Annotated in this window: 23 protein-coding genes; 16 read left to right on the top strand and 7 right to left on the bottom strand. The window is 65.0% G+C overall.

Annotated features, from left to right (window positions below; translation table 11 throughout):
- The first annotated feature begins 152 nt into the window (after positions 1 to 152).
- Complete coding sequence (locus tag BJ970_RS21870) at positions 153 to 458, top strand: thiamine pyrophosphate-dependent enzyme (protein ID WP_184727958.1); 306 nt, start codon at positions 153 to 155, stop codon at positions 456 to 458.
- Between the two features lie 387 nt (positions 459 to 845).
- Positions 846 to 1,037, top strand: coding sequence for a ubiquitin-like protein Pup (locus BJ970_RS21865; protein ID WP_184727957.1), 192 nt, complete (start codon positions 846 to 848; stop codon positions 1,035 to 1,037).
- Between the two features lie 116 nt (positions 1,038 to 1,153).
- On the opposite strand, the gene BJ970_RS21860 is transcribed toward BJ970_RS21865, so the two are convergent.
- Together BJ970_RS21860 and BJ970_RS21855 are read right to left on the bottom strand one after the other, a co-directional pair.
- On the bottom strand, positions 1,154 to 2,341 hold the full coding sequence (locus BJ970_RS21860) for a zinc-dependent alcohol dehydrogenase (protein WP_184727956.1): 1,188 nt from the start codon (positions 2,339 to 2,341) through the stop codon (positions 1,154 to 1,156).
- A gap of 172 nt (positions 2,342 to 2,513) precedes the next feature.
- A complete protein-coding gene (locus BJ970_RS21855) occupies positions 2,514 to 2,912 on the bottom strand; it encodes a ChaB family protein (protein ID WP_184727955.1) in 399 nt (132 codons plus the stop codon).
- Positions 2,913 to 3,262: 350 nt separating this feature from the next.
- On the opposite strand from BJ970_RS21855, the gene BJ970_RS21850 reads away from it, so the two are divergent.
- Positions 3,263 to 3,601 (top strand): hypothetical protein, encoded by a 339-nt coding sequence (locus tag BJ970_RS21850; RefSeq protein WP_184727954.1) that lies wholly within the window; start codon positions 3,263 to 3,265, stop codon positions 3,599 to 3,601.
- Between the two features lie 110 nt (positions 3,602 to 3,711).
- Here BJ970_RS21850 and BJ970_RS21845 read toward each other — a convergent pair whose 3' ends face one another.
- Positions 3,712 to 3,900: a hypothetical protein gene (locus tag BJ970_RS21845; RefSeq protein WP_184727953.1), complete on the bottom strand. Its 189-nt coding sequence runs from the start codon at positions 3,898 to 3,900 to the stop codon at positions 3,712 to 3,714.
- Positions 3,901 to 4,050: 150 nt separating this feature from the next.
- On the opposite strand from BJ970_RS21845, the gene BJ970_RS21840 reads away from it, so the two are divergent.
- From BJ970_RS21840 to BJ970_RS21800, 9 genes are all read left to right on the top strand, one after another.
- On the top strand, positions 4,051 to 6,075 hold the full coding sequence (locus tag BJ970_RS21840; RefSeq protein WP_184727952.1) for a CocE/NonD family hydrolase: 2,025 nt from the start codon (positions 4,051 to 4,053) through the stop codon (positions 6,073 to 6,075).
- A 294-nt stretch (positions 6,076 to 6,369) separates the two neighbouring features.
- Positions 6,370 to 6,567 (top strand): DUF2795 domain-containing protein, encoded by a 198-nt coding sequence (locus tag BJ970_RS21835; protein WP_184727951.1) that lies wholly within the window; start codon positions 6,370 to 6,372, stop codon positions 6,565 to 6,567.
- 156 nt (positions 6,568 to 6,723) lie between these two features.
- Positions 6,724 to 6,909: a hypothetical protein gene (locus BJ970_RS21830; RefSeq protein ID WP_184727950.1), complete on the top strand. Its 186-nt coding sequence runs from the start codon at positions 6,724 to 6,726 to the stop codon at positions 6,907 to 6,909.
- Between the two features lie 205 nt (positions 6,910 to 7,114).
- A complete protein-coding gene (locus BJ970_RS21825; protein WP_312864350.1) occupies positions 7,115 to 8,368 on the top strand; it encodes an ATP-grasp domain-containing protein in 1,254 nt (417 codons plus the stop codon).
- Positions 8,369 to 8,816: 448 nt separating this feature from the next.
- The gene (locus BJ970_RS21820) at positions 8,817 to 10,172 is read left to right on the top strand and encodes an MFS transporter (protein ID WP_221468162.1); all 1,356 of its coding nucleotides are present in this window, start codon (positions 8,817 to 8,819) and stop codon (positions 10,170 to 10,172) included.
- Between the two features lie 143 nt (positions 10,173 to 10,315).
- On the top strand, positions 10,316 to 10,543 hold the full coding sequence (locus tag BJ970_RS21815; RefSeq protein ID WP_184727947.1) for a hypothetical protein: 228 nt from the start codon (positions 10,316 to 10,318) through the stop codon (positions 10,541 to 10,543).
- A 207-nt stretch (positions 10,544 to 10,750) separates the two neighbouring features.
- The gene (locus BJ970_RS21810; protein WP_184727946.1) at positions 10,751 to 11,389 is read left to right on the top strand and encodes an endonuclease; all 639 of its coding nucleotides are present in this window, start codon (positions 10,751 to 10,753) and stop codon (positions 11,387 to 11,389) included.
- A 274-nt stretch (positions 11,390 to 11,663) separates the two neighbouring features.
- A complete protein-coding gene (locus tag BJ970_RS21805) occupies positions 11,664 to 11,816 on the top strand; it encodes an alpha/beta fold hydrolase (protein ID WP_184727945.1) in 153 nt (50 codons plus the stop codon).
- The gene (locus BJ970_RS21800) at positions 11,813 to 11,977 is read left to right on the top strand and encodes a hypothetical protein (RefSeq protein ID WP_184727944.1); all 165 of its coding nucleotides are present in this window, start codon (positions 11,813 to 11,815) and stop codon (positions 11,975 to 11,977) included. The genes BJ970_RS21805 and BJ970_RS21800 overlap by 4 nt, the downstream gene beginning before the upstream one ends.
- An 82-nt stretch (positions 11,978 to 12,059) precedes the next feature.
- On the opposite strand, the gene BJ970_RS21795 is transcribed toward BJ970_RS21800, so the two are convergent.
- On the bottom strand, positions 12,060 to 12,704 hold the full coding sequence (locus tag BJ970_RS21795; protein WP_184727943.1) for a phosphate signaling complex PhoU family protein: 645 nt from the start codon (positions 12,702 to 12,704) through the stop codon (positions 12,060 to 12,062).
- A gap of 83 nt (positions 12,705 to 12,787) precedes the next feature.
- Between BJ970_RS21795 and BJ970_RS21790 the strand changes: the two genes are divergently transcribed.
- Entirely contained in the window at positions 12,788 to 14,044 is a 1,257-nt protein-coding gene (locus BJ970_RS21790) for an IS701 family transposase (protein ID WP_184726914.1), read from the top strand.
- A 293-nt stretch (positions 14,045 to 14,337) separates the two neighbouring features.
- Here the strand turns inward: BJ970_RS21790 and BJ970_RS21785 are convergent, their stop codons facing one another.
- On the bottom strand, positions 14,338 to 14,694 hold the full coding sequence (locus BJ970_RS21785) for an STAS domain-containing protein (protein ID WP_184727942.1): 357 nt from the start codon (positions 14,692 to 14,694) through the stop codon (positions 14,338 to 14,340).
- 70 nt (positions 14,695 to 14,764) lie between these two features.
- Between BJ970_RS21785 and BJ970_RS21780 the strand changes: the two genes are divergently transcribed.
- Positions 14,765 to 15,985 carry a PP2C family protein-serine/threonine phosphatase gene (locus BJ970_RS21780; RefSeq protein ID WP_184727941.1) on the top strand — a complete coding sequence of 407 codons (1,221 nt, stop codon included), beginning with the start codon at positions 14,765 to 14,767 and terminating at the stop codon, positions 15,983 to 15,985.
- Between the two features lie 541 nt (positions 15,986 to 16,526).
- On the opposite strand, the gene gvpJ is transcribed toward BJ970_RS21780, so the two are convergent.
- The gene (gvpJ, locus tag BJ970_RS21775) at positions 16,527 to 16,868 is read right to left on the bottom strand and encodes a gas vesicle protein GvpJ (RefSeq protein WP_184727940.1); all 342 of its coding nucleotides are present in this window, start codon (positions 16,866 to 16,868) and stop codon (positions 16,527 to 16,529) included.
- Positions 16,869 to 16,940: 72 nt separating this feature from the next.
- Positions 16,941 to 17,276, bottom strand: coding sequence for a plasmid stabilization protein (locus BJ970_RS21770; RefSeq protein ID WP_184727939.1), 336 nt, complete (start codon positions 17,274 to 17,276; stop codon positions 16,941 to 16,943).
- A gap of 459 nt (positions 17,277 to 17,735) precedes the next feature.
- On the opposite strand from BJ970_RS21770, the gene BJ970_RS21765 reads away from it, so the two are divergent.
- Positions 17,736 to 18,581 carry a DMT family transporter gene (locus BJ970_RS21765; RefSeq protein ID WP_221468160.1) on the top strand — a complete coding sequence of 282 codons (846 nt, stop codon included), beginning with the start codon at positions 17,736 to 17,738 and terminating at the stop codon, positions 18,579 to 18,581.
- Between the two features lie 319 nt (positions 18,582 to 18,900).
- Positions 18,901 to 19,968: an NAD-dependent epimerase/dehydratase family protein gene (locus tag BJ970_RS21760; protein ID WP_184729274.1), complete on the top strand. Its 1,068-nt coding sequence runs from the start codon at positions 18,901 to 18,903 to the stop codon at positions 19,966 to 19,968.
- Positions 19,969 to 20,220 lie beyond the last annotated feature (252 nt).

Below are 20,220 nucleotides of genomic sequence, written 5' to 3'. Positions count from 1 at the left end.
TACCCGTCGACGACAATCGGCTAACGCGACTGCCAAGGCCGCATCAAAGAGTCGCCTCACGATAATGGGTGAAAAACACCTCCGGATTGACAAGCCACAGCCTCTTTCCCGGTCAACGACGGCAATCCGGACGCCTCCGCGAGTGGTGGGACATGTTCGCCAGTGCGGGTGGCCGAGGGCTGCGGGCTGACCGCATCGACGACGCCGACCAGGCCCGCGACACGCTCGGCCAAGCCTTGCAGCACGACGGGCCCACGCTCGTCGAATGCGTCGTCGACCCCTACGAGACGCCGTTCGGCGACGTCCTCAAACCGGCCCACGCCGACAACATCGTCACCGCCTACGACAACGGGGAACCCGCACGCCGGCGGATGTCCCGAAGCCTGCTCGACCCGCGCCGCCGCAACCTGTCCCCCGCGGTCGGCAACGTGGCAGACCGCCTGACCGAGCACACCTGAGCACTTCCGCACCCTTGCGCTCGACGAGTCGACCGATGCAGAGGATCTTGGGCCGGTCGTGCTCCGGACCGCCCCGTGGAAACGGGCGGAACCGTCCGAGGTCGATGCCGCAGGGCACGATGGCGGTTCGATCGGCGGGCAGCCCCATCTCCGCGAGTTCGGAGATCTCGTCGGAACCGGTCGCGGTCACCGCGTCCGCCGCACGCGATGTCGGCTTCGAGCTCACGAAAGCGGCGATCGCCTCGGCGAGCACCTGCGGACGAGTGGTGACGACACCGGCTTCGGGTGGAACGGCTTCGACCCCCTCGGTGCTGGCAAGCGCGTTTTCGGCTTCGCCACGGGGGTAATGCGGTAAATGTTTGGAGGACACTGCGAGCGAGGTCGCTCATGCGCCACGAGAAGAATCACCAGCGGCACCGGGAGCACGAGGACGAAGACCCCGAGCCGACACCGGTTGGCGGCCAGCGGCGGGACAAGCTCAACGAGGACACCGAAGCCACGTTGGATGAGATCGATGACATCCTGGAGGGCAACGCCGAGGACTTCGTCCGCTCCTACGTCCAGAAAGGTGGCGAATAGGCGCGGGGTTCGGCGAAGTCGTTGTCCTTGGCGAGCAGGCAGCGCTGATCATTCTGCCGCTCCGGCACAACTCCTTGCGGTGTGAGACTCCGCTCGCACCGGTTCCGGAATACTCGCTAGCCGCCGGGTCGCAACAGCACCTTCACCGCGCCGTCCTCCTTCCGCTGGAAGATGTCGTAACCGTGCGGCGCTTCGTCCAACGGCAACCAGTGGGTGGCGAGATCCCGCACCCCGAGCGGATCCGACTCGTCTTGGACCAGCGGCAGGAGGTCGCCGATCCACCGCTTCACATGGGCCTGCCCCATGCTGATCCGCACACCTTTATCGAACATCGCCAGCATGGGCATGGGATCAGCGGTCCCGGCGTACACCCCGCTGACCGAAATCGTTCCGCCCCTGCGCACCGCGTCGATGCACTGGTGCAGAACCGCCAACCGGTCCACTCCCGCCTTCGTCATCATCGGCTCCGCCACGGCGCCGGGTAGGGCGCTGACCAGCTTCTGCAGGAACTCTGGCCCAGGCGAACCGTGCGCCTCCATGCCCACGGCATCGATCACCGAGTCCGCACCACGGCCACCGGTCATGTCCCGGACCTGGGCCGGCACATCGTCCTGACCGCGCACGTCGACCACCTCGATGCCGTTGCGGAGCGCCATCTCCAGACGATCCGGTTCGAGATCGACCCCGATCACGCGAGCGCCTCGGAACTCGGCGATCCGCGCGCACATCTGCCCGATCGGGCCGAGCCCGAAGACCACCACCGTCCCCGCCTCCGGGACCGCGGCGTACTCAACCGCCTGCCAAGCCGTCGGCAGCACGTCGGAAAGGTAGACGAACTGCTCATCCGGCGGCCCGTCGGGCACCTTGACCGGCCCGAACTGAGCCTGAGGGACCCGAAGCAGCTCGGCCTGACCACCCGGCACGCTGCCGTAGAGCTTGGTGAAGCCGAACAGCGCCGCTCCACTCCCGTACTCACGCACCTGCGTCGTCTCGCATTGAGCGAACAGGCCGCGGTCGCACATCCAGCAGTGCCCGCAGGAGATATTGAACGGAATCACGACGCGGTCGCCCGGCTTGATGGCGTCGACCGCCGAGCCCGTCTCCTGCACGATGCCCATCGCCTCGTGCCCGAGCACATCACCCGGTTCCAGGAACGGACCGAGCAACTCATACAGGTGCAGGTCGGAGCCGCAGATTCCGGTGGTGGTCACCGCGATGATCGCATCGGTGTCGGCTTCGAGCCGCGGATCAGGCACTTCGGTCACCTGGACGTCCCGCGGCCCCTGCCAAGTCAGCGCCTTCACAGGCTCCTCCTAGATCGACTGCGTACCTTTCAAACCGCCATCTGCCGGGACCACCCGCCTCGAAGAGGACGCGCGGCTCGCGGCTGAGTGCCTCCCGGACCGCCACCACATCACGCGGCCAGTCCGGGGCTGTGCTCGTGGGCGGCTCTTTCTGATCTAACGACTGCCGCCATCACGACCGCGCGCGCTTGGTCTCGCGACCGCTTTCCCCGCGCAAGGCGTCGACCAGCTGGCTCTTCGTCATCTTCGAGCGTCCGGAGATATCGAGCTCCCGAGCCCTGTCGTACAGATGCTTCTTGCTTGCCTTCTCGTCAACGCCCCCGCTGGTCGGCATCTCCGGTTGCCCTGCTCCTCGTTTGGCCTGTTCGTCCGACGGACCCTTGCGCTGTTTGGGCATCCACCGGTCGCCGAGCTTCTCGTACTTGTGCTTCAAGGCCGAGTAAGCCGTCTGATGGGCTCGTCGTCCTTCGCCATACGATTCGACCGCGCTGTCGTGTGCCTTGATCCAGGTCTCCTGCGCTTCCTTCGACGAGCGGCGCAACGTCGAAGGGATTTCTTCACGAGCGGGCATGACCGTTGCCTCCTTGTGCTCGCCTGTTCTCTTCTGGCGACCGCGTTTCGGGCGACGCGCGGTGCGGAACTCACGGCCACGTCACAACACCCGCAAAGGCAATGAAGAACCCGATATGCCGTCAGGTTGCGTCGGGTGCAGCCTGCTCGTGCGCTTCACACCGGTCGGCCGAAGCCTTTGCCCTCATGTACCCGGAACTACGTCGCTCGAACATCGCAGCACCGTTGGTGGGAACTTCCTCGCTCGACGCTTCGGCGGGCGCGCAGACGGATAAGCCGCTCCGGCCGTACCAGAACCTCCCACCGGGTATTCCGAATGGACAGGTCGCCGCACAACGGGAAGTGATAGCGATGGCGAGCACGAGCATGGTTGAGGTCCGGATCGGTGCGCCCGGCAGCGTGCTGGCCGTCGAGGTGGGCAGGGTGCGGGTGGACGTGCCTCGGTCGGTCGGGTATTTCGGCGGTTTGGTCGCGGCCGTGGGACTCGGCCTGATCGAACCGCCGCTGGCCATCTGCATCGCGGCGGTACCGGCGTTCAAGGCGCTGACCAACAGCGCGCTGCCCAAGACGGTGCGGGTGATGGGCGAGTTGCTGGAGGGCGCGGCCAAACCGGTGGGTAGCGACGCCGAAGGCGTAGTGGCTCTGAAGGACCAGCGACGAGCCGAGACCGCAGTGGCGAGGTTCGGTTAAACGGGATGGTCAACGGGCTGGAAGGAGGCCGGAGAGAGCCGGAACCCACAGCCCCGCCGACGCATAGCCCGCGCCTGGCTTCATGAACTTGGACGGGCCGTTATCGTTCCCTAGTCCACCCTGTGTACGCGAATGCCGAAGTTTTCGATCCGCGAGCCGGTTGGCGGTGCTTCGGCCAGGCGGTTGGCGACCGCAACGCCGAACCAGTCGTCGATCAGGAAAACGATCTCCACGCTTGCGATCTGAATCCGCTGCGTCGTTATGCCGCGTCCCTGAGGCGCGCCGAGCCGGCCGACCACGGCTGCCGTATGCGAGTTTCGACCCGTTCGCGCCAAGGGGCGCGGCGCCGCCTGCCTCCCGGCTGCCCGCGAGCGGATGAGCATGGTCGGTAGTTCAACTGGGTAGGCGACGGGGCAAGACGGTGACGAAGCACACGCGGTGAGGCCCCTATGCAGGTTGTGACCGAGCTGGCCCATTCCATAAAGGAGGAGGAGCAGGTTTGGATACCGCTCTCGGATGGGACCAGGCTGGCTGCGCGGATCTGGCGGCCCGCGAGTTCCGACGCCGAAGCGGTCCCGGCGATCTTGGAGTTCATTCCCTATCGGCAGCGGGACCTCACCGCACGCAGGGATTCCATCAATCACCCGTACCTGGCCGGGCACGGCTACGCGTGCGCCCGTGTCGACCTGCGCGGCAGCGGCGACTCCGAGGGTGTACTCAGTGACGAGTACCTGGACCAGGAACTGCAGGACGGCGAAGAGGTCCTAGCGTGGCTTGCCGAGCAGCCGTGGTGCAACGGACGAACCGGCATGATGGGTATCTCCTGGGGTGGCTTCAACGCACTGCAGATAGCCGCTCGCCGACCGCCTAGTTTGGCTGCGATCGCGGCATTGAGCTGTAGCGACGACCGCTACGCCGATGACGTGCACTACATGGGCGGGTGCCTGCTCAGCGACAACCTCTCCTGGGCCTCGACGATGTTCGCCTACACCTCCTGCCCGCCGGACCCGGCCAGTGTCGGCGGAGGCTGGCGAGCGCAGTGGTTCGAGCGGTTGGCCGGCAGCGGCCTGTGGCTGGAGGAATGGCTGCGCCACCAGCGCCGGGACGCTTACTGGCGGCACGGTTCGGTGTGCGAGGACTATGGCCGCATCCAATGCCCAGTCTTCGCTGTCAGCGGCTGGGCCGACGGCTACTCCAATGCGGTCTTCCGGCTGATGGAGCACCTCAACGTGCCTCGGCTCGGCCTCATCGGCCCCTGGTCGCACAAGTACCCGCACCTCGGCGAGCCGGGGCCGCCGATCGGGTTCCTGCAGGAGCTCGTCCGCTGGTGGGACCACTGGCTCAAGAACGTCGACACCGGTGTCATGGACGGCCCGATGCTGCGTACCTGGATGCAGGAGAGCATGCCGCCCTCCACCTCCTACGAGGAGCGCCCGGGTCGTTGGGTGGGCGAGCCGTCCTGGCCTTCTCCGCATGTGGACCGAGTACGCTGCCCGCTGGGCCAGAACCTCATAGCCCGTCCGGGCGACAAGCCGCAATCGCGGCCGCTGTCCATCAAGTCCCCGCTGTCGCTGGGCCAGTTCGCCGGGAAGTGGTGCTCCTACAACGCCCCACCTGACCTGCCCTACGACCAGCGGGAGGAGGACGGCGGCGCACTCGTCTTCGACACCGACCCGCTCGCCGAGCGCTGCGAGCTATTGGGTGGGCCCGTGGCCGACTTGAACCTGGAAGTCGATCGCCCGGTGGCGATGCTGGCCGTGCGGCTTTCCGACATCGATCCGGACGGGCGCGCGACCCGCGTCACCTACGGGCTGCTCAACCTCTGCCACCGCGACGGGCACGCCGAGCCGCGACCGCTGGAGCCGGGCAACCGCTACCAGGTGCGGGTGCAGCTCAACGGCGTTGCGCAGGCGTTCCCGCCCGGTCACAAGATCCGCATGGCCCTGTCGAGCTCGTACTGGCCGCTGGCCTGGCCGCCACCCGAACCGGTACGCCTCACGGTGCACCCACAGGCCAGCGCGTTGATCTTGCCGATACGGTCGATCCGGGAACCCGACGAGCTGCCGTCAGCGCCGTTCGGCGCGCCCGAGGGCACGCCTCCGTTGGCAAGCACCCAGCTGCAACCCGGAGAAGGGCAGTGGACGGTCTCGCGCGATCTCGTCGGATACGAATCGATGCTGGAGGTGGTCAAGGACCTGGGCGTGGTTCGCTTCGAGGGCATCGACCTCGCCGTGACGCGACGCGCCTACGAGCGCTACAGCTGGACCGCCGACGATTTCGGCTCCACGCGGGGCGAAGTCGAATGGAACATGGCGTTCGAACGCGGTGACTGGTCGGTGCGCACCCGAACCCGCACCGTGCTCACCTCCACGGAGGTCGACTTCGACCTGCACGCCGAACTCGACGCCTTCGAAGGAAATACGCGGGTGTACTCCCGAAACTGGCAGCGGCGCATACCGCGCGACCACACCTGACCGCGGCGTCGGGACGAGCGGTGGACGCGCGAGCCCGAGCGGCGGAACCGCTGACGGCCGCTTCCCGCCCACGACCATGGCTCGACCTTCATCGCGCCAAGCCATCGCGGTGCCAGCTGAGCGCGCCGGTCCCGCGCCATGCGCCGAGGCCGCCTCCACCGGTAACTGCGACAGCTCGGCAGTACCCGTGCGGGCCGGAAGAACCCACCCGGTGGTGACCCCGCCGCAGGCGGGTACCCGGACGGCGAGAACTCGTCAAGCGGTTCCGCACCGAGCTCGGCAATGGAGGAGACGATGACGAAGGCCGATAAGCGACGTGTCCGGAAAGCACTGCAAGGAGCCGATTTCCCGGCGACAGAGGAGGATCTCGTCAGCTACGCGCAAGAACGCGGCGCCGATGTGAAGACGATGATCGCGTTGCGGTCCCTTCCGGCGGGCATCTACGACGACAGCGAGGAAGTCGCGGATTCGGTGCCGCAGCAACCGGGCTGACTGGGTCGAAGCGGAGTCGGCGACCGTCTGGTCTTACCAATGCCCGAAAGCTCCGCACAGCATGTATCCCGGACTCCCAACATCGATTCCCACCCGACTGCCAAGCACCACGCCCACGTGGAAGCCGATAATGCCGCACCCTGAGGAGGGCTACAGATGAGACGCGGGTCGGACAAGCACGGACCGAGGAAGGACGACGAACTCGAGAAGGAGATGGAGGGGTATCTCCGAAGCAGCCACCCGACGCGGGCCGACGAGTCGCTCGAAGCCGAACCTCCTGCCGATGATGACCGGGAAACCGATGTTCGGCCCCCACCGCCGGAACGAGGAGAGTCCGGCTGACCCTGGTGTGGACACGAGGTACCCGTGCATGCGGGTGCACCTTCTGCGCCCTCGCATGGTGCGGGTTGGCACGCGTGATTCCGGACGCGGCATCGATGTTGGTGAATTTCGACTGCGCAGTCGAGGTGGCCTGCGATGCGGGACCGTGGGGATAAACGACGTGATGACTGGGTAGCTTCCAGACGTGGCGGATAGAACGAGAAACGTGTTCACCCTCGGGCTCGACGAACGCAACGTTTCGCTGCTGCGAGAACTACAGCATCTCGGACCCTATCGGTTCCACGCCTTGCTGGACAAGGCGGAACTGATGATGGGCGATGTTTCGCTCGCGCAACTACTCGACAAGGCCCAACACCGGCTCGAATCCTTTGCGGGCCAGGTGGATGCGATCACAGGCTACTGGGATTTCCCTGTCAGCTCTATGGTGCCCATCCTTTCCACCCGCCTCGGCCTGCCTGGGCCAAGCCTGGAATCGGTCGTCAAGTGCGAGCACAAGTACTGGAGTCGCGTCGAACAGCGCAAGGTGACCGACGCTCACCCCGGATTCGGCCTGATCGATCTCGACGAGCCGCATCCACCACCTGGCCTGGCCTTCCCGATGTGGGTCAAGCCGGTCAAGTCGTACTCATCTGATCTTGCCTTCAAGGTCGAGGGGCCCGCGGACCTGGAGCGCGCGGTCGCCGAGATACGGGAGGGCGTGGGTCGCATCGGCGAAGCCTTCGATTATCTACTCTCGATGCTTGAGCTACCGCCGGAGATCGTTGCGGCCGGTGGCAAAGCATGTCTCGCCGAAGAAGCAGTGGGAGGGGTGCAGGTCACCGCCGAAGGTTACTGCTTTGACTCGGAGCCGCACGTCTACGGCATCGTCGACTCCGTGTGCTATCCGGACTCCGCCAGTTTTCTCCGCTACCAGTACCCCTCCACGCTTCCGATCGGGGTCCAAGAGCGGATCAGGAACGTATCCACCAAGGTCATCCGACAGCTTGGGCTGGATCTCTCCACCTTCAACATCGAATACTTCTGGGATTCGGACGAGGACAAGTTGCGGATCCTCGAGATCAACCCGCGACTGTCCCAATCCCACGCCCCGCTGTTCGAGTTCGTCGACGGCGCATCGAACCTCCTGTGCATGGTGCAGCTCGCGCTCGGCGAAGAACCGGACATGCCGCACCGCCTGGGTGCATTCGCCATGGGGGCGAAGTGGTTCCGGCGTGTCTTCTCGGACGCATTGGTTCGAGGTGTCCCGTCCGAGGCGGATGTCGAGCGCGTTCGGCACGAGATCCCCGAGGCGACCGTGGATATCGTCGCGGAGGAGGGACGTCGCTTGTCCGAGCTACCCGCGCAGGACAGCTACAGCTTCGAATTGATGGCCCTCTACCTGGCAGGGCAGAACGAGGACGACCTTTGCAACAAGTACCGCCGGTGCGTGGAGATTCTGCCGTTTACGCTTGAGTCCTGACGGCTGCGCTACCCTTTACGCGGTGAGTCTGGCCCTGCTCGTCGGCGGCCTCGGGCATGAGGTGTAGGGCTGGTGCTCGATGGGTAGCTACGTACCTGTAGCGAACTGTCCGGCCCGTGGACGGTGTGAAATGGACAGCAGGCCAGATGCAGAAGGACCTCCACGCGAAACTCAGTGCGGAATGCACGCTTTCGGAGCGTGGTTGAAACCGTGACCGCCTACTGCTTCCGGGGCACAGGTAAGACATTTTGCACCAGGTCTTTATTAAAAACCGCGCCGTAGGAAGACAGCGGCCGCGAAGACAGACCCCTCCTGACTGAGGCAGCACGGTTTGAGGAGTGCTCCGATGAAATCGTCTGAAGGGAAAAGCGGCGCCGGGCGGCGCCGCGCACCCGGGCGAGGTCTGCCCGGTCGAGGTCTACGGAGTGTAGACGAGTCAGACGTGACCATGGTGGACGAGCGGCAGGCGAAACGCGCCGTTGCAGCCGCCGCGATCGGCAACACCATGGAATGGTTCGACTTCGGTGTCTACAGCTACATCGCTGTGGTCATCAGCCAGGTGTTCTTCCCTCCGACGAGCTCAACCGCGCAATTGCTGTCCACCTTCGCCACGTTCGCCGTGGCGTTTCTGGTGCGGCCGTTGGGCGGCTTCTTCTTCGGCCCGCTGGGCGACCGCATCGGCAGACGCAAGGTGTTGGCCACCACGATGGTCACCATGGCGCTGGGGACATTGGCGATCGGGCTGATCCCCAGTTACGCGACGATCGGGCTCTGGGCACCGGTACTCCTGCTCGTGGCTCGGCTGGTGCAGGGTTTCTCCACCGGTGGCGAGTACGGCGGGGCGGCGACGTTCGTCTCCGAGTACTCGCCGGACCGGCGGCGCGGGTTCATGGCGAGCTGGCTGGAGTTCGGCACGCTGGCCGGGTACTCGCTAGGTGCCGCGCTCGTGACCGTGCTGACTGTCACCATGACCCCGCAGGACCTGACCGGTTGGGGATGGCGGATCCCGTTCCTGGTGGCCGGGCCGTTGGGAATCATCGGCCTGTACCTGCGTTTCCGGCTCGAAGAGACCCCGGCATACCGCAAGTCCTCCGAAAGCGAGCAGCCGCGGACCGCGGCGACCTTCCGCGACCTCCGCACCATCTTCGGCCGCCATTGGCGCCCCATGCTGAAATGCCTCGGCCTGGTTTTGGTCTTCAACGTGACCAACTACATGGTGACCGCCTACATGCCCACCTACTTGTCCTCCGTCCTCGGCTTCCAGCACACCAGCTCGCTCACGTTGGTGCTGGTGACGATGGTGCTGATGATGGGCCTGATCGTGATCCTCGGCCGGTACTCCGACCGCATCGGCCGACTGCCGATCGCCGGTGTCGGCAGCGTTGCGTTGATCGCGCTGACCTTTCCCGCATTCCTGCTGCTCAGCCAGGGCACCGTGGCCGCGGTGCTCGGCGGTCTGCTCGTTCTTGGCCTGACGCTGGTCTGCTTCAGCAGCACGATGCCATCGACCCTGCCCGCTCTGTTTCCCACGGACATTCGCTACGGCGCGGTGTCCGTGGGGTTCAACATCTCGGTCGCCTTGTTCGGCGGTACCACCCCGTTGGTCGCCGAGGCGCTCGTCGCCGCGACCGGCATGAAGTCGGCCCCCGCCTTCCTGCTCGTTGCGGCCGGTGCAGTCGGTCTGGTAGCCGTGTACTTCACACACGAGCCCGCAGGACGTTCGTTGCCCGGTTCAGGGCCGACCGCGACCAGCCGCCGCGAAGCGCGGAAACGCGTAAGAGAAGAGGAGAACGAGCAAGGCTGAAGCGGGACACCCGCAGGCGGTGACCACCGGCTTCAGCGTTGTTGTTGGACGGGTTCACCTGAGCGAGAAGTGATTCGGGTTTAAGAGCCTCGTGCGGGGTTAATCCCTGGGGCTGAAGGTAGTTTTCTTCCCAGGAGGCTTCGATGTCGGCACCCAGCAGTCCGGTCAAGGACAAGAATTACAACCTGATCACCGTCCTTCAGCTGTCTCTGAACAACGTGTGGATGCTGGAGCAGTACGTGCAAGATGCCGAGTCCCAGGGTGACGAGGAACTGGCCAAGTGGTTCCGCCGCATCCAGGAGAACAACCAGAAGGCGGGCGAGCAGGGAAAGCAGATGCTCAAGGAGCGTTTGCAAAAGGAGAACGGCTGAGGGCCGTCGTCGGGCGCCTGGCGGCTCCGAGTGGGCAAGCGCTGGGGAAGCTTCTCCGGTGGATGCATGAATCACGGAAGAACGGCCGGTGTCCTGATCCCAACGATCAGGACAGCTTCCTGCTGCCCGGCGTCGCAGCCGTTGACGTCGCCGAGGCAGTCGCAACGCCCGAATTCACCGTCCAAGGTTTACAGGGGAACTTTCGAGATGTCCGGAAAGATCGAAACACTGCTCGACCAGGCCGGCACAACATATGCGGCGGAGGCCGGGATCAAGCTTGCCGACAAACCAACGGCGCTGCACAGGCTCCTGGTACTCTCCGTCCTGCTGTCCGCGCGGATCAAGGCTGACATCGCGGTAGCGGCGGCGCGGGAACTCAGCAAGTTCAGCACGCCACGCAAGATGTACGAAGCCCGGTGGCAGGAACGAGTAGACGCGCTGGGACGAGGGCATTACGTGCGCTACGACGAGAGCACCGCGACCGCGCTGGGGCAGGACGCGGAACTGCTCCTGGAACGCTACAAAGGCGATCTCCGGAATCTGCGTGCACAGGCAGGTGGTGATGTCCGGAAACTCAAGCGGCTTCTCACCGAGTTTCCGAAGCTCGGCCCCGTCGGCGCCGACATATTCTGTCGCGAGGCGCAAGCCGTCTGGCCCGAACTGCGCCCGTACTTCGACAAGAAAGCGCTGGACGGCGCGGCCAAGATCGGCTTGCCGAAGAACTCACACGAACTTTCGGAGTCCGTGTCCGGCGATGACCTCGCCCGGCTCGCCGCCGCATGCGTCCGGGTAACGCTGGAGAAAGGACTGGCCGAGAAGGTCAAGAACGCCACCAGCGAGTCCTGATGACTCCGCCGCGATCTCAACAGCTCACGATCCTCGACCTCATGCCCTGAGCACTATCCAGCTGGTTAGCGGCCCCGCCTTTCTGGAGACTTTGGCGGTGGCTGCGAAATGGTACGCACGAGCCACGGGGACTGGGCGCCCTGGTCCTCCGCGACTATCGGGACGCCGGACCACGACGGGTAGCGGCGGCATTCACCGCAGCCCTCCACGATCCGGTCGAGGAAAAGCTGCCGAAGGTCCAACTGCCGACCTTGGTCGTGGCGAGCACGACAGGATGGTGCCCAACGCCTGGGCGGAGGAAGTCACCCGCCTGCTCCCCAGGGGACGACTACGAACCTGGCCGGGCACCGCCCACATGGTTCCCTTCGCCGACCCAGCCGGTCTCGCCGAAGCGCTCGACGAATTCGTCTCGGAGGTGGATCGGTGAGGCCCGGGCGGGCAGTGGCCTCTTTCGACTCGACCACGGGTTTGCTGCGCGGCCTGTCCAACTACCTCGCCGGTCGCGACGCCCCCTTGCTCGATCAGCTGCCCGCTGCACTGGAGCCCGCGATGAACGGTTTGATGGCGGGCGTCAACCGGCTTCACTGAATCTCGCGGCGCGATGCAGGGCGAGTCCTTGGTGTGCGTAGCCGGGGTGACCCGCGATGACACGTCCTGGTCCGGGCTTTCCCTACCTTGGGAGAATGCCTGTGGCGGCGAATTCGAGGCGACGCGCTGTGTCGACGGCCTGGTCGGCGAAGCGTTCAAAGAACCGGACCAGCAGCGCCGCATTCGTCGCCATGCGCACCCCATGTGGCCATGTTTGGCTGGTGACGGTGGTCAGGACATCGGCACAGAGTGTGTCGACCGTGTCGTCGGTGCGTTGGAGTTCAGTGAACCCGCCGACGGCCGAACCCGTGATGAGATCGCGAAGGTGTTCAGCCATGCCGATTGTGAGCTGGCCCAGTTCTGAAAAGTTGCCGCGTAGCTCGGGAGGGATTGCGGGCTTAGGGTGGCTGAACTTGACGCTACTGGCAACGTGCGCCGCTAGATCGCCCATGCGTTCGATATTCGAGGTGCAGTACAGAGTTGCCAGGATGGTGCGCAGCTCCGTGGCGACTGGGGCTTGCAGGGCTAGCAGCGATTGTGCGTGTTCCTCGCACTCGTTGGCTGCTTGGTCCACGTTGATGTCAGCGGCGATGACTTCCCGGGCCTGCACGATGTCGTTGGCGAGCATCGCATGAGTGGCCTGGCGCATCGCCACGGCGGCCATGTCGCTGAGGTTGCTCAATTGGTCGGCTAGCTGCGCCAACTCCCCGTAAAATTCCTCGCGCATAGCTTGAAGCGTAAGCCGCTGTGCACGGGGTGACGCTAGTAGGGCTTTGTTACTTGTAGATCATCGTGTGGGATGATCTTGGGATGCTGCCGGCTGAGCTTGACGCTGTCCGTGACCGTTTGGAGGAATTCGCGGGTGAGGTGTTCACGTCGTTCGTCCGTAGTGAGCAGCGGGCGAATGGTGGGCTGTATCTGCGGGGGCTGATGCTGGACGGGCGGCGTAAGTCGATGCAGCCGATGGCCGAGCGGTTGGGGGTGGATCATCAGCGGTTGCAGCAGTTCATCACGTCCTCGACGTGGGATTATGCGGTGGTGCGGCGGCGGTTGGCGGCGCGGGCGGTGCAGGTGGTGTGCCCGGAGGCGTTCGTGCTGGATGACACCGGGCATCTCAAGGACGGCGAGGCCTCGCCGGGGGTGGCCCGGCAGTACACCGGCACGGCGGGCAAGGTCACCAACTGCCAGGTCGCGGTGAGCGTGCACGCGGTCACCGATGCCTGTTCGGCCGCGCTGGACTGGCGGTTGTTTCTCCCGCAGAGCTGGGATGATGAGTGCGCGACCGGCGCCGAGGCCGAACGCATCGCCGCCCGGCGGGCACGTTGCGGCATTCCTGAGGATCAGGGGTATCGCCCGAAGTGGCGGCTGGTGTTGGAGATGCTCGACGAACTGGCCGCCTGGGGGCACATTCCGCCGGTGGTGGTCGGTGATGCCGGCTACGGCGATAACGCGACCTTCCGGTGCGAACTGGGCGCACGAGGACTGCCGTATGTGATGGCCGTCAAGGCGGCCGCCACCGCTCATCCCGCAGACGCCGAGCCGGTGGCCGCGTCGTATTCCGGCCGGGGACGGCGGCCCGCACCCCGCTACCAGGACACGCCCGCCACGTTGCGGGATCTCGTGCTCGCCGCCGGACGCACGGGCCTGCGGTGGGTGACCTGGCGGCAGGGAACCAAGAAAACCCAGGGCAATCCCACCGCTGCGATGCGCTCTCGGTTCCTGGCCCTGCGGGTGCGGCCGGCCAACCGCGATATTCCCCGGGAGGCTGACGGCAGTCTGCCGGTGTGCTGGCTGCTGGTCGAATGGCCGCCCCGCGAGCCCGAACCCACCGACTACTGGATCTCCACCCTGCCCGAGGACACCCCGGTGCGTGAGCTGGTGAGGCTGGCCAAGATCCGGTGGCGCATCGAACACGACTACCGGGAACTCAAGACCGGGCTCGGGCTCACCCACTTCGAAGGGCGTTCCTTCACCGGCTGGCACCGCCACGTCACCCTCACCTCCGCCGCCCATCTGTTCCTCACCGAACTCCGGTTGACCAGCCCAAAAGCACCTGGGGCGGCCTGACTCTCTACAAGATCCTCCACGCCCTCCAGGTCCTGCTGGCCACCTGGACAGGCCGATGCCCCACCTGCCACCAGCAACCACCATGACCACCTAACAAAGTCCTACTAGTGCCTTGGGGGGTAACACTCTTGCGTGATCCGAAATGCGTGGCGGACGGCGAGTTTGCACATTGGGGAGGACATCAAGTTGGGAGCGCGGTTTGAGTCTTGATCCACGGACTCGGTTGCCGTACGAGCGGCCAGCGGTCGCTTCACGCGCCCGCCAGGCGAATTGGCTCGGCGTGGGCAACGGTTTTAGCGGGCGAGTGTTCGCGATGCCTTGGTGTGGACGGTGTCCATTGTAGAAATGTGCGCAAGGCTTGAAGTAGGCGCCGCTGGTTCCAGATCAGGGCCCGGTCCAGAAGCTCCCGTCGACGATGATCGTCCAATCCGTTCCGATTGCGCCGACCGCTGGACAGGTTCAGCGAACATGATGTCCAGGACCAGCACCGCAGGACGTTCGTCGAGCGCCGCCATGAGCTCGGACTCGACCCGCGGCGCGTTGAGCAACTCGACCTCCCCCGCGACCTCGACCAGCAGCACCCGGTCGAACCACCGGGTCTTCAGTCTCAACGGGGCGGCCGGGTCGCTGGAATCTGCAAACGTGGGCATGCCCCCATGGTGGTCTCCCACGCAACCAAGAGCAACGCCGCCCGACACCCAGCGGACTATGCTGTTGCGCATGCGGGCTTCGGCCAAATCGTCCGACGACACACAGACGCGGCTACGACGCATCGAGCTTGTCACCGACAGCGCGCTCGCGCACCTCGAGCCCGACGACCTGCTGCGTGAACTGCTGCACCGCGTCCGGGACGTACTAGAGGTCGACACCGCCGCAGTGATGCTCTACGAACCCACCAGCAAGGTACTGATCGCCTCCGCCGCAGTAGGCATCGAAGACGAAGTCCTCCAAGGCGTCCGCATCCCGGTCGACAGCGCATTCGCCAGCACGATCGCCGCCCGGCGCCGCCCACCGATCCTGGACAGCGCCCAAGACCCGACCCTGATCAGACCCGTGCTCCGCGAACACGGCATCCGCTCACTACTCGGTGCCCCGATGCTCACCGGCGGCGAGACCGTCGGCGTGCTCTACATCGGCGCCTACCAACACCGCCGCTTCAGCGAACCCGACATCCACCTGCTTCAACTCGTCGCCGACCGCATCGCACTGGCCACCCGAGCCAGCACCTCCCGCACCGAACGCACCGCCGCCAGGGTCCTCCAACACAGCCTGATGCCCACCCGCCTGCCCGCCGTAACGGGCCTCACCCTCGACGCACGCTACGTCCCAGGCGCCGCCCCGAGCATCGGCGGCGACTGGTACGACGTCTTCGCACTCCCATCCGGCCGCATCGGCATCGTCATCGGAGACGTGGTCGGCAACGGCCTACCGGCAGCCGTCATCATGGGCCGACTGCGCAGCGCCCTGCGCGCCTACGCCCTGGACAACGAGAACCCCGCCCAAGTCCTCCGCAAACTCGACCGCAAAGCGACCCACTTCGAACCGAACGCGATGGCCACCGTCGGCTACGCGGTGTACCAACCAGCGACCTGCCAGCTCCAGGTCTCGCTAGCCGGGCACCTCGCGCCCGCACTGGCCGGCCCCAGCCAACACGGCCGACTCGCCCCAGTACCAGTCGACCCACCAATCGGCCTCGGCGTCACCCGCCGCACCCGCCGCACCAGCACACTGGAACTCCCCCCAGACGGAGTCGTCTGCTTCTACACCGACGGCCTCGTCGAACACCGCAACACCTCGATCGACGACGGCCTACGCCGACTCTGCAAAGCCATCACGCCCGCACCAGCCACCACCGTATGCACCACCGTCATGAACGAAATGGTCGGCGCCGAACCCCCAACCGACGACGTCGCGCTGCTTACCATCAGCCGCATCGAATGAACACCCCCGACATCACGGCCACCCGTAGGCACACCCCGGCCGTGATGATCGTCCTATCCGGCTTGGGGGTGTTCTGGATCCCCGGCGACTTTGATGTGAACAGACCGGCAGCAGAACATCGGAAGCGACACCCGCGATGAAGGACAGGGGACGAGTAGCCTTGATTGTGCTCGGCGTCATGTTGATGCTCGTAGGGGCCGTTCTTGAGACCCGACCGCCTCAGTGCTGCAACGCCATGCCGCCAAGAAAAACTCGGCTGTCATCAACGCTCTCTTCCTCGATGCACCTCGACATGGCACGTCACGAGCCCTGTCCACACAGGATGAATGAGGATGGGCGGCGTGCGGCGCCGAGAACACGATCTTCGGCAGACAAACACACGATCACGCCTCCGGTCACGTCCTGCTGGGCTGAGGCGAGGGCGCGGATTGCCCACCCCGCAGCCTGTAGTAGACGAGGTTGAGTAGCTTGCGGGCTACCGCTACGGTGAGGTCACCGGGCCTGCTCGGATTGGACGTCGTAGGTCTCTAGCCGCATGTGGTCATCGCTCACGCCTGCGACTATCCGATTCCCCACGCGGTTCACGACGGTGAGCGGCTTGTTTCTCTCGCTTCTCCCCGTCGTCGGCGGTGCGAGGCTTAGCGTCGGTCATCCTTTTGCTCGTGTCGTCGCCGCTTTGTGAGGTGCCCTCCGTCAGCTGTGCGATGTCCTTGCCGCCCTTTAGCTCCAAATCCAGCCTGTTGGTTGCTTCGGCGAACCGCAGGTAGGTGTCCACACCGGCCGCGACGACGCGCGCATCGATCGTCGCCACCTGGATTCCCACAAGTGACACTCGAACGAAGGCATCGATGACCAGTCCCTTGTCCAGGATCAGGTCGATCACATCCGCGAGGCTGCTCGCAGCGAAATGCGTTTCCGCACCCCGAGCGGCAAGTGCCGGATACGAACACGAGTCTCAGCTTCGTGAAAGAGCTTGCTCCAGCTGCTCCTTGCTCATCTTGGAGCGTCCCTTGATGTTCTGACGCCGTGCGTCTTCGTAGAGTTGCTCCTTGGTACGACCGCCCGGCCCGTACCGGTTGCCCGAGCGGATTCCGCCACGGCGCTGCGGCGGGATGTCCTGCGTCGAGGTCTTGCTCTGCTGTCGCGCCTGCCCCTTCTGTGCGCGGTCCTTGTTGACGGTACGCGCGGCGATCTCCTCGGCGCGCTCCTCACTCGAACCGCGTTCCTTGGTCTGCTTCTTGATGTGTTCGTACTGTCGCTCTTGCTTCTTGTTCCATGCTTGCTGGGGCATCGTTCCTCCCCGCTGGTTGACTCGCCCAATTGCTTACCCGCTCCTAAGCGAAACAACACTGGGGTGGGCGAGGAGAACCATTCCACCGATGCCTGGCGGCCCCCAGCAACCGTGAATCCGGGTCGAGTGGCCGTGCGGCGGGTGCGAAGGGCAGCGCCGTGCGCTCGACGCGGGCGAGCTCGGCGGCGTGCAATGGCAGCGCGGCTTTCTACGCGCTGTTCGGGCGTGCTGTGTTCAGTCGAGGCGGCACGGAAGCACGAGGCCGGACTTGTCGCCACTTCGGACGCATCGGACTCCCTTGTGCTCTGATGTCCCAGAAACATCAGTACTTTCCGCGACTCTGGCCGACATCCGCAGTACAACGTTCGCCTCGAAGATTCCCCACGACACCACGAAACAACGGACCGCAATGAAGCGGAGGGCGTTCGGGTAGCCGTGATTGTGCTCGGCGTCGTGTTGATGCTCGTTGCGGCCTTGTTGAACGCAACGGCATCCGTGCTGCAACGCCACGCCGCCAAGAAACTACCTCAGTTGTCGGCGTTCTCCCCCACGATGCTCCTCGACTTGGCACGTCATCCCAGCTGGACACTGGGCATCGCCACCATGACCGCCGGATTCGTACTGCACGGCGTGTCGATCTCGGTATCCCGGATCGCGCTCGTACAACCACTGTTGATCGCCGAGCTTCCCTTCACGCTCCTGCTGGCATCCTGGGTGTTCCGGCTGCGAATCCAGAGCCGGGACTGGCTGGCCATCGCAATGGCCTCGGTAGGCCTCGCCACCTTCGTGGCCTGCCTGAGCCCGGAAGGCGGTGACCCCCGGGTATCTACCACGGCGTGGGCACTGGGCATCGCAGTGACCATCGCCCCGATCGCGGTACTGGTCGTGCTGGGCTACCGCGGCCGACGTGAACACCGGGCCGCACTGCTCGGCATCGCCACGGGCACGGCGTTCGGATTGAACTCCGCCCTGATCGCAGGCGTCGGCGCGGAACTGAGCCACGGCGGCAGCCTGCTCACGACCTGGCAGACCTACGGCATCGCAGTCCTGGGTCCTGTGTCGTTCTTCCTTCTCCAAAACGCGCTGCACGCAGGCAACCTCTTCGCCTCCCAGCCGGGGTTCACTCTGGTCAACCCCCTGGTGTCAGTAGCATGGGGACTTGCGGTGTTCGGCGAATACGGCCGGGGCGGACTGTTCCTGATCGGCGTTCTCCTCGGTACGGCGTTCCTCATCGCCGCAACGATCATGCTCTCTCAATCGCCCCTGCTCGACCCGGATGCGCCCGGACACCAACAGCACCGGTGACCCACGAAGCTGAAGTTCCGACGCCACAGCCATCGCCTTCCCCAACGGTCTTCAATGCCATGCGCGACAACTGAATCAAGCGGCCACCTCATCGGCATCGACGCGAGCCAGTGCACGATCAACAGTGAACTCCCTGCGTCGGCAGACGTAACGCATTCGGTTTATCTTCTGGCTCCTAAGCATGCTCGCGCCGTGCCAACGAACCGAGTGCCAGGGGCTTTGCCGCAGAGACCCCGCCCTCGGCTGGTGCTGTGTTTGCCTTGGGAGTGCCCGGGAATCCGGCTGGGAAACAGTCTGGTGCCGACCGAAGGAGCTTGTGATGGAAGCATCCCAAAAACCTCAGCGCGTTGCCGTCGTCGGGGCGACCGGGAACATCGGAACCAGTGTGGTCGATGCGCTCGACACCGACCCGGCCATCGCCACGATCATTTCCCTTTCCCGCCGCGAGCCTCCCGTCACCAGTACGAAGGTCCGGTGGGAACGCACCGACATTACCGAAGACGATCTGGCGGCGCGCTTTGCCTCCGCAGATGTCGTCATCCACCTCGCATGGTTGTTCCAACCCACTCACGACCCGACCACGACCTGGCGCAACAATGTGCTCGGCAGCATCCGGGTGTTCGAAGCGGTCGCCGCCGCCGGCGTTCCGAGCCTCGTGTACGCATCCTCGGTCGCCGCCTACAGTCCAGGGCCGAAGACACAGCCGATCGACGAGAAATGGCCGACGCACGGGTGGCCGACTGCCGCGTATAGCCGGGAAAAAGCCTATCTGGAACGCTACCTCGATTCCTTCGAAGGACAACATCCCAACATCCGGTTACTCCGAATGCGAACCGCATTCTGCTTCAAGCCGGAGTCGGCCTCTCAGCAACGTCGTCTCTTCATGGGCCCCTTGCTGATGAACCGGCTCGTCAGACCCGACCTGCTACCAGCGCTGCCCACACCTGAAGGCCTACGGTTTCAGGCAGTGCACAGCAAGGATGCCGGGGAGGCATACCGGCTGGCTACGCAATCCAGCAGCACCGGGGCTTTCAACATCGCCGCTGACCCTCTCATTGATTCCAAGGTGCTCGGCGACCTCTTCGGCAAGCAAACGGTGGGCATCCCCCCGCGATTGGCCCGAACAGCCCTTTCCGCGGCTTGGAACCTGCACCTCGTTCCCGCTTCGCCCGGCCTGTTCGACACCTTGCTCCGGCTTCCCATCATGGACACCTCACGAATCCGCGGCGAACTGGGGTGGACCCCGCAGCGCAGCTCCACGGACGCCGTTAACGATTTCCTCCACGGCTTGCACGAAGCTGCTGGAGGAAATAGCCCACCACTACAACCCCACATCCCTGGAGGACGTCTGCACGAGCTCCGCACGGGGGTCGGCCAACGCCCCTGAGCATCCGTGAAAACAAGGAGGTAACCACACCGCGCCGCGAGCTTGTCCTTCTGGATGGCGACACCACTCGATTGCCGCTCGAAACAGTGGCAGGTCCAGACCGATGATTGCCATCAGGGCAACAGACAACACAGCCAAGCCGCGTAAGCGACAAACGGTAGCGCGTCCCTGAAACCTGACGGCAGGACCAGCTGCACAGGTTTCGCGCAGTGATCCGAGCTGTTCTAGGCGGCAGGACTGGTTTCGTGCTGG

The sequence above is a fragment of the Saccharopolyspora phatthalungensis genome, from assembly GCF_014203395.1.
Lineage (GTDB): Bacteria > Actinomycetota > Actinomycetes > Mycobacteriales > Pseudonocardiaceae > Saccharopolyspora > Saccharopolyspora phatthalungensis.
This window is presented reverse-complemented; position numbering and strand designations above follow the sequence as displayed.

Bases quoted from the DNA above. Each gene is read 5' to 3' on its own strand.
- BJ970_RS21835 (WP_184727951.1), top strand. From the start codon at position 6,370: ATGACGAAGGCCGATAAGCGACGTGTCCGGAAAGCACTGCAAGGAGCC.
- BJ970_RS21805 (WP_184727945.1), top strand. From the start codon at position 11,664: ATGGTGCCCAACGCCTGGGCGGAGGAAGTCACCCGCCTGCTCCCCAGG.
- BJ970_RS21820 (WP_221468162.1), top strand. From the start codon at position 8,817: ATGGTGGACGAGCGGCAGGCGAAACGCGCCGTTGCAGCCGCCGCGATC.
- BJ970_RS21830 (WP_184727950.1), top strand. From the start codon at position 6,724: ATGAGACGCGGGTCGGACAAGCACGGACCGAGGAAGGACGACGAACTC.
- BJ970_RS21785 (WP_184727942.1), bottom strand. From the start codon at position 14,694: ATGCCCACGTTTGCAGATTCCAGCGACCCGGCCGCCCCGTTGAGACTG.
- BJ970_RS21815 (WP_184727947.1), top strand. From the start codon at position 10,316: ATGTCGGCACCCAGCAGTCCGGTCAAGGACAAGAATTACAACCTGATC.
- BJ970_RS21770 (WP_184727939.1), bottom strand. From the start codon at position 17,276: ATGCCCCAGCAAGCATGGAACAAGAAGCAAGAGCGACAGTACGAACAC.
- BJ970_RS21865 (WP_184727957.1), top strand. From the start codon at position 846: ATGCGCCACGAGAAGAATCACCAGCGGCACCGGGAGCACGAGGACGAA.
- BJ970_RS21855 (WP_184727955.1), bottom strand. From the start codon at position 2,912: ATGCCCGCTCGTGAAGAAATCCCTTCGACGTTGCGCCGCTCGTCGAAG.
- BJ970_RS21840 (WP_184727952.1), top strand. From the start codon at position 4,051: ATGCAGGTTGTGACCGAGCTGGCCCATTCCATAAAGGAGGAGGAGCAG.
- BJ970_RS21810 (WP_184727946.1), top strand. From the start codon at position 10,751: ATGTCCGGAAAGATCGAAACACTGCTCGACCAGGCCGGCACAACATAT.
- BJ970_RS21790 (WP_184726914.1), top strand. From the start codon at position 12,788: ATGCTGCCGGCTGAGCTTGACGCTGTCCGTGACCGTTTGGAGGAATTC.
- BJ970_RS21850 (WP_184727954.1), top strand. From the start codon at position 3,263: ATGGCGAGCACGAGCATGGTTGAGGTCCGGATCGGTGCGCCCGGCAGC.
- BJ970_RS21780 (WP_184727941.1), top strand. From the start codon at position 14,765: ATGCGGGCTTCGGCCAAATCGTCCGACGACACACAGACGCGGCTACGA.
- BJ970_RS21870 (WP_184727958.1), top strand. From the start codon at position 153: ATGTTCGCCAGTGCGGGTGGCCGAGGGCTGCGGGCTGACCGCATCGAC.
- BJ970_RS21795 (WP_184727943.1), bottom strand. From the start codon at position 12,704: ATGCGCGAGGAATTTTACGGGGAGTTGGCGCAGCTAGCCGACCAATTG.
- BJ970_RS21760 (WP_184729274.1), top strand. From the start codon at position 18,901: ATGGAAGCATCCCAAAAACCTCAGCGCGTTGCCGTCGTCGGGGCGACC.
- BJ970_RS21765 (WP_221468160.1), top strand. From the start codon at position 17,736: ATGCTCGTTGCGGCCTTGTTGAACGCAACGGCATCCGTGCTGCAACGC.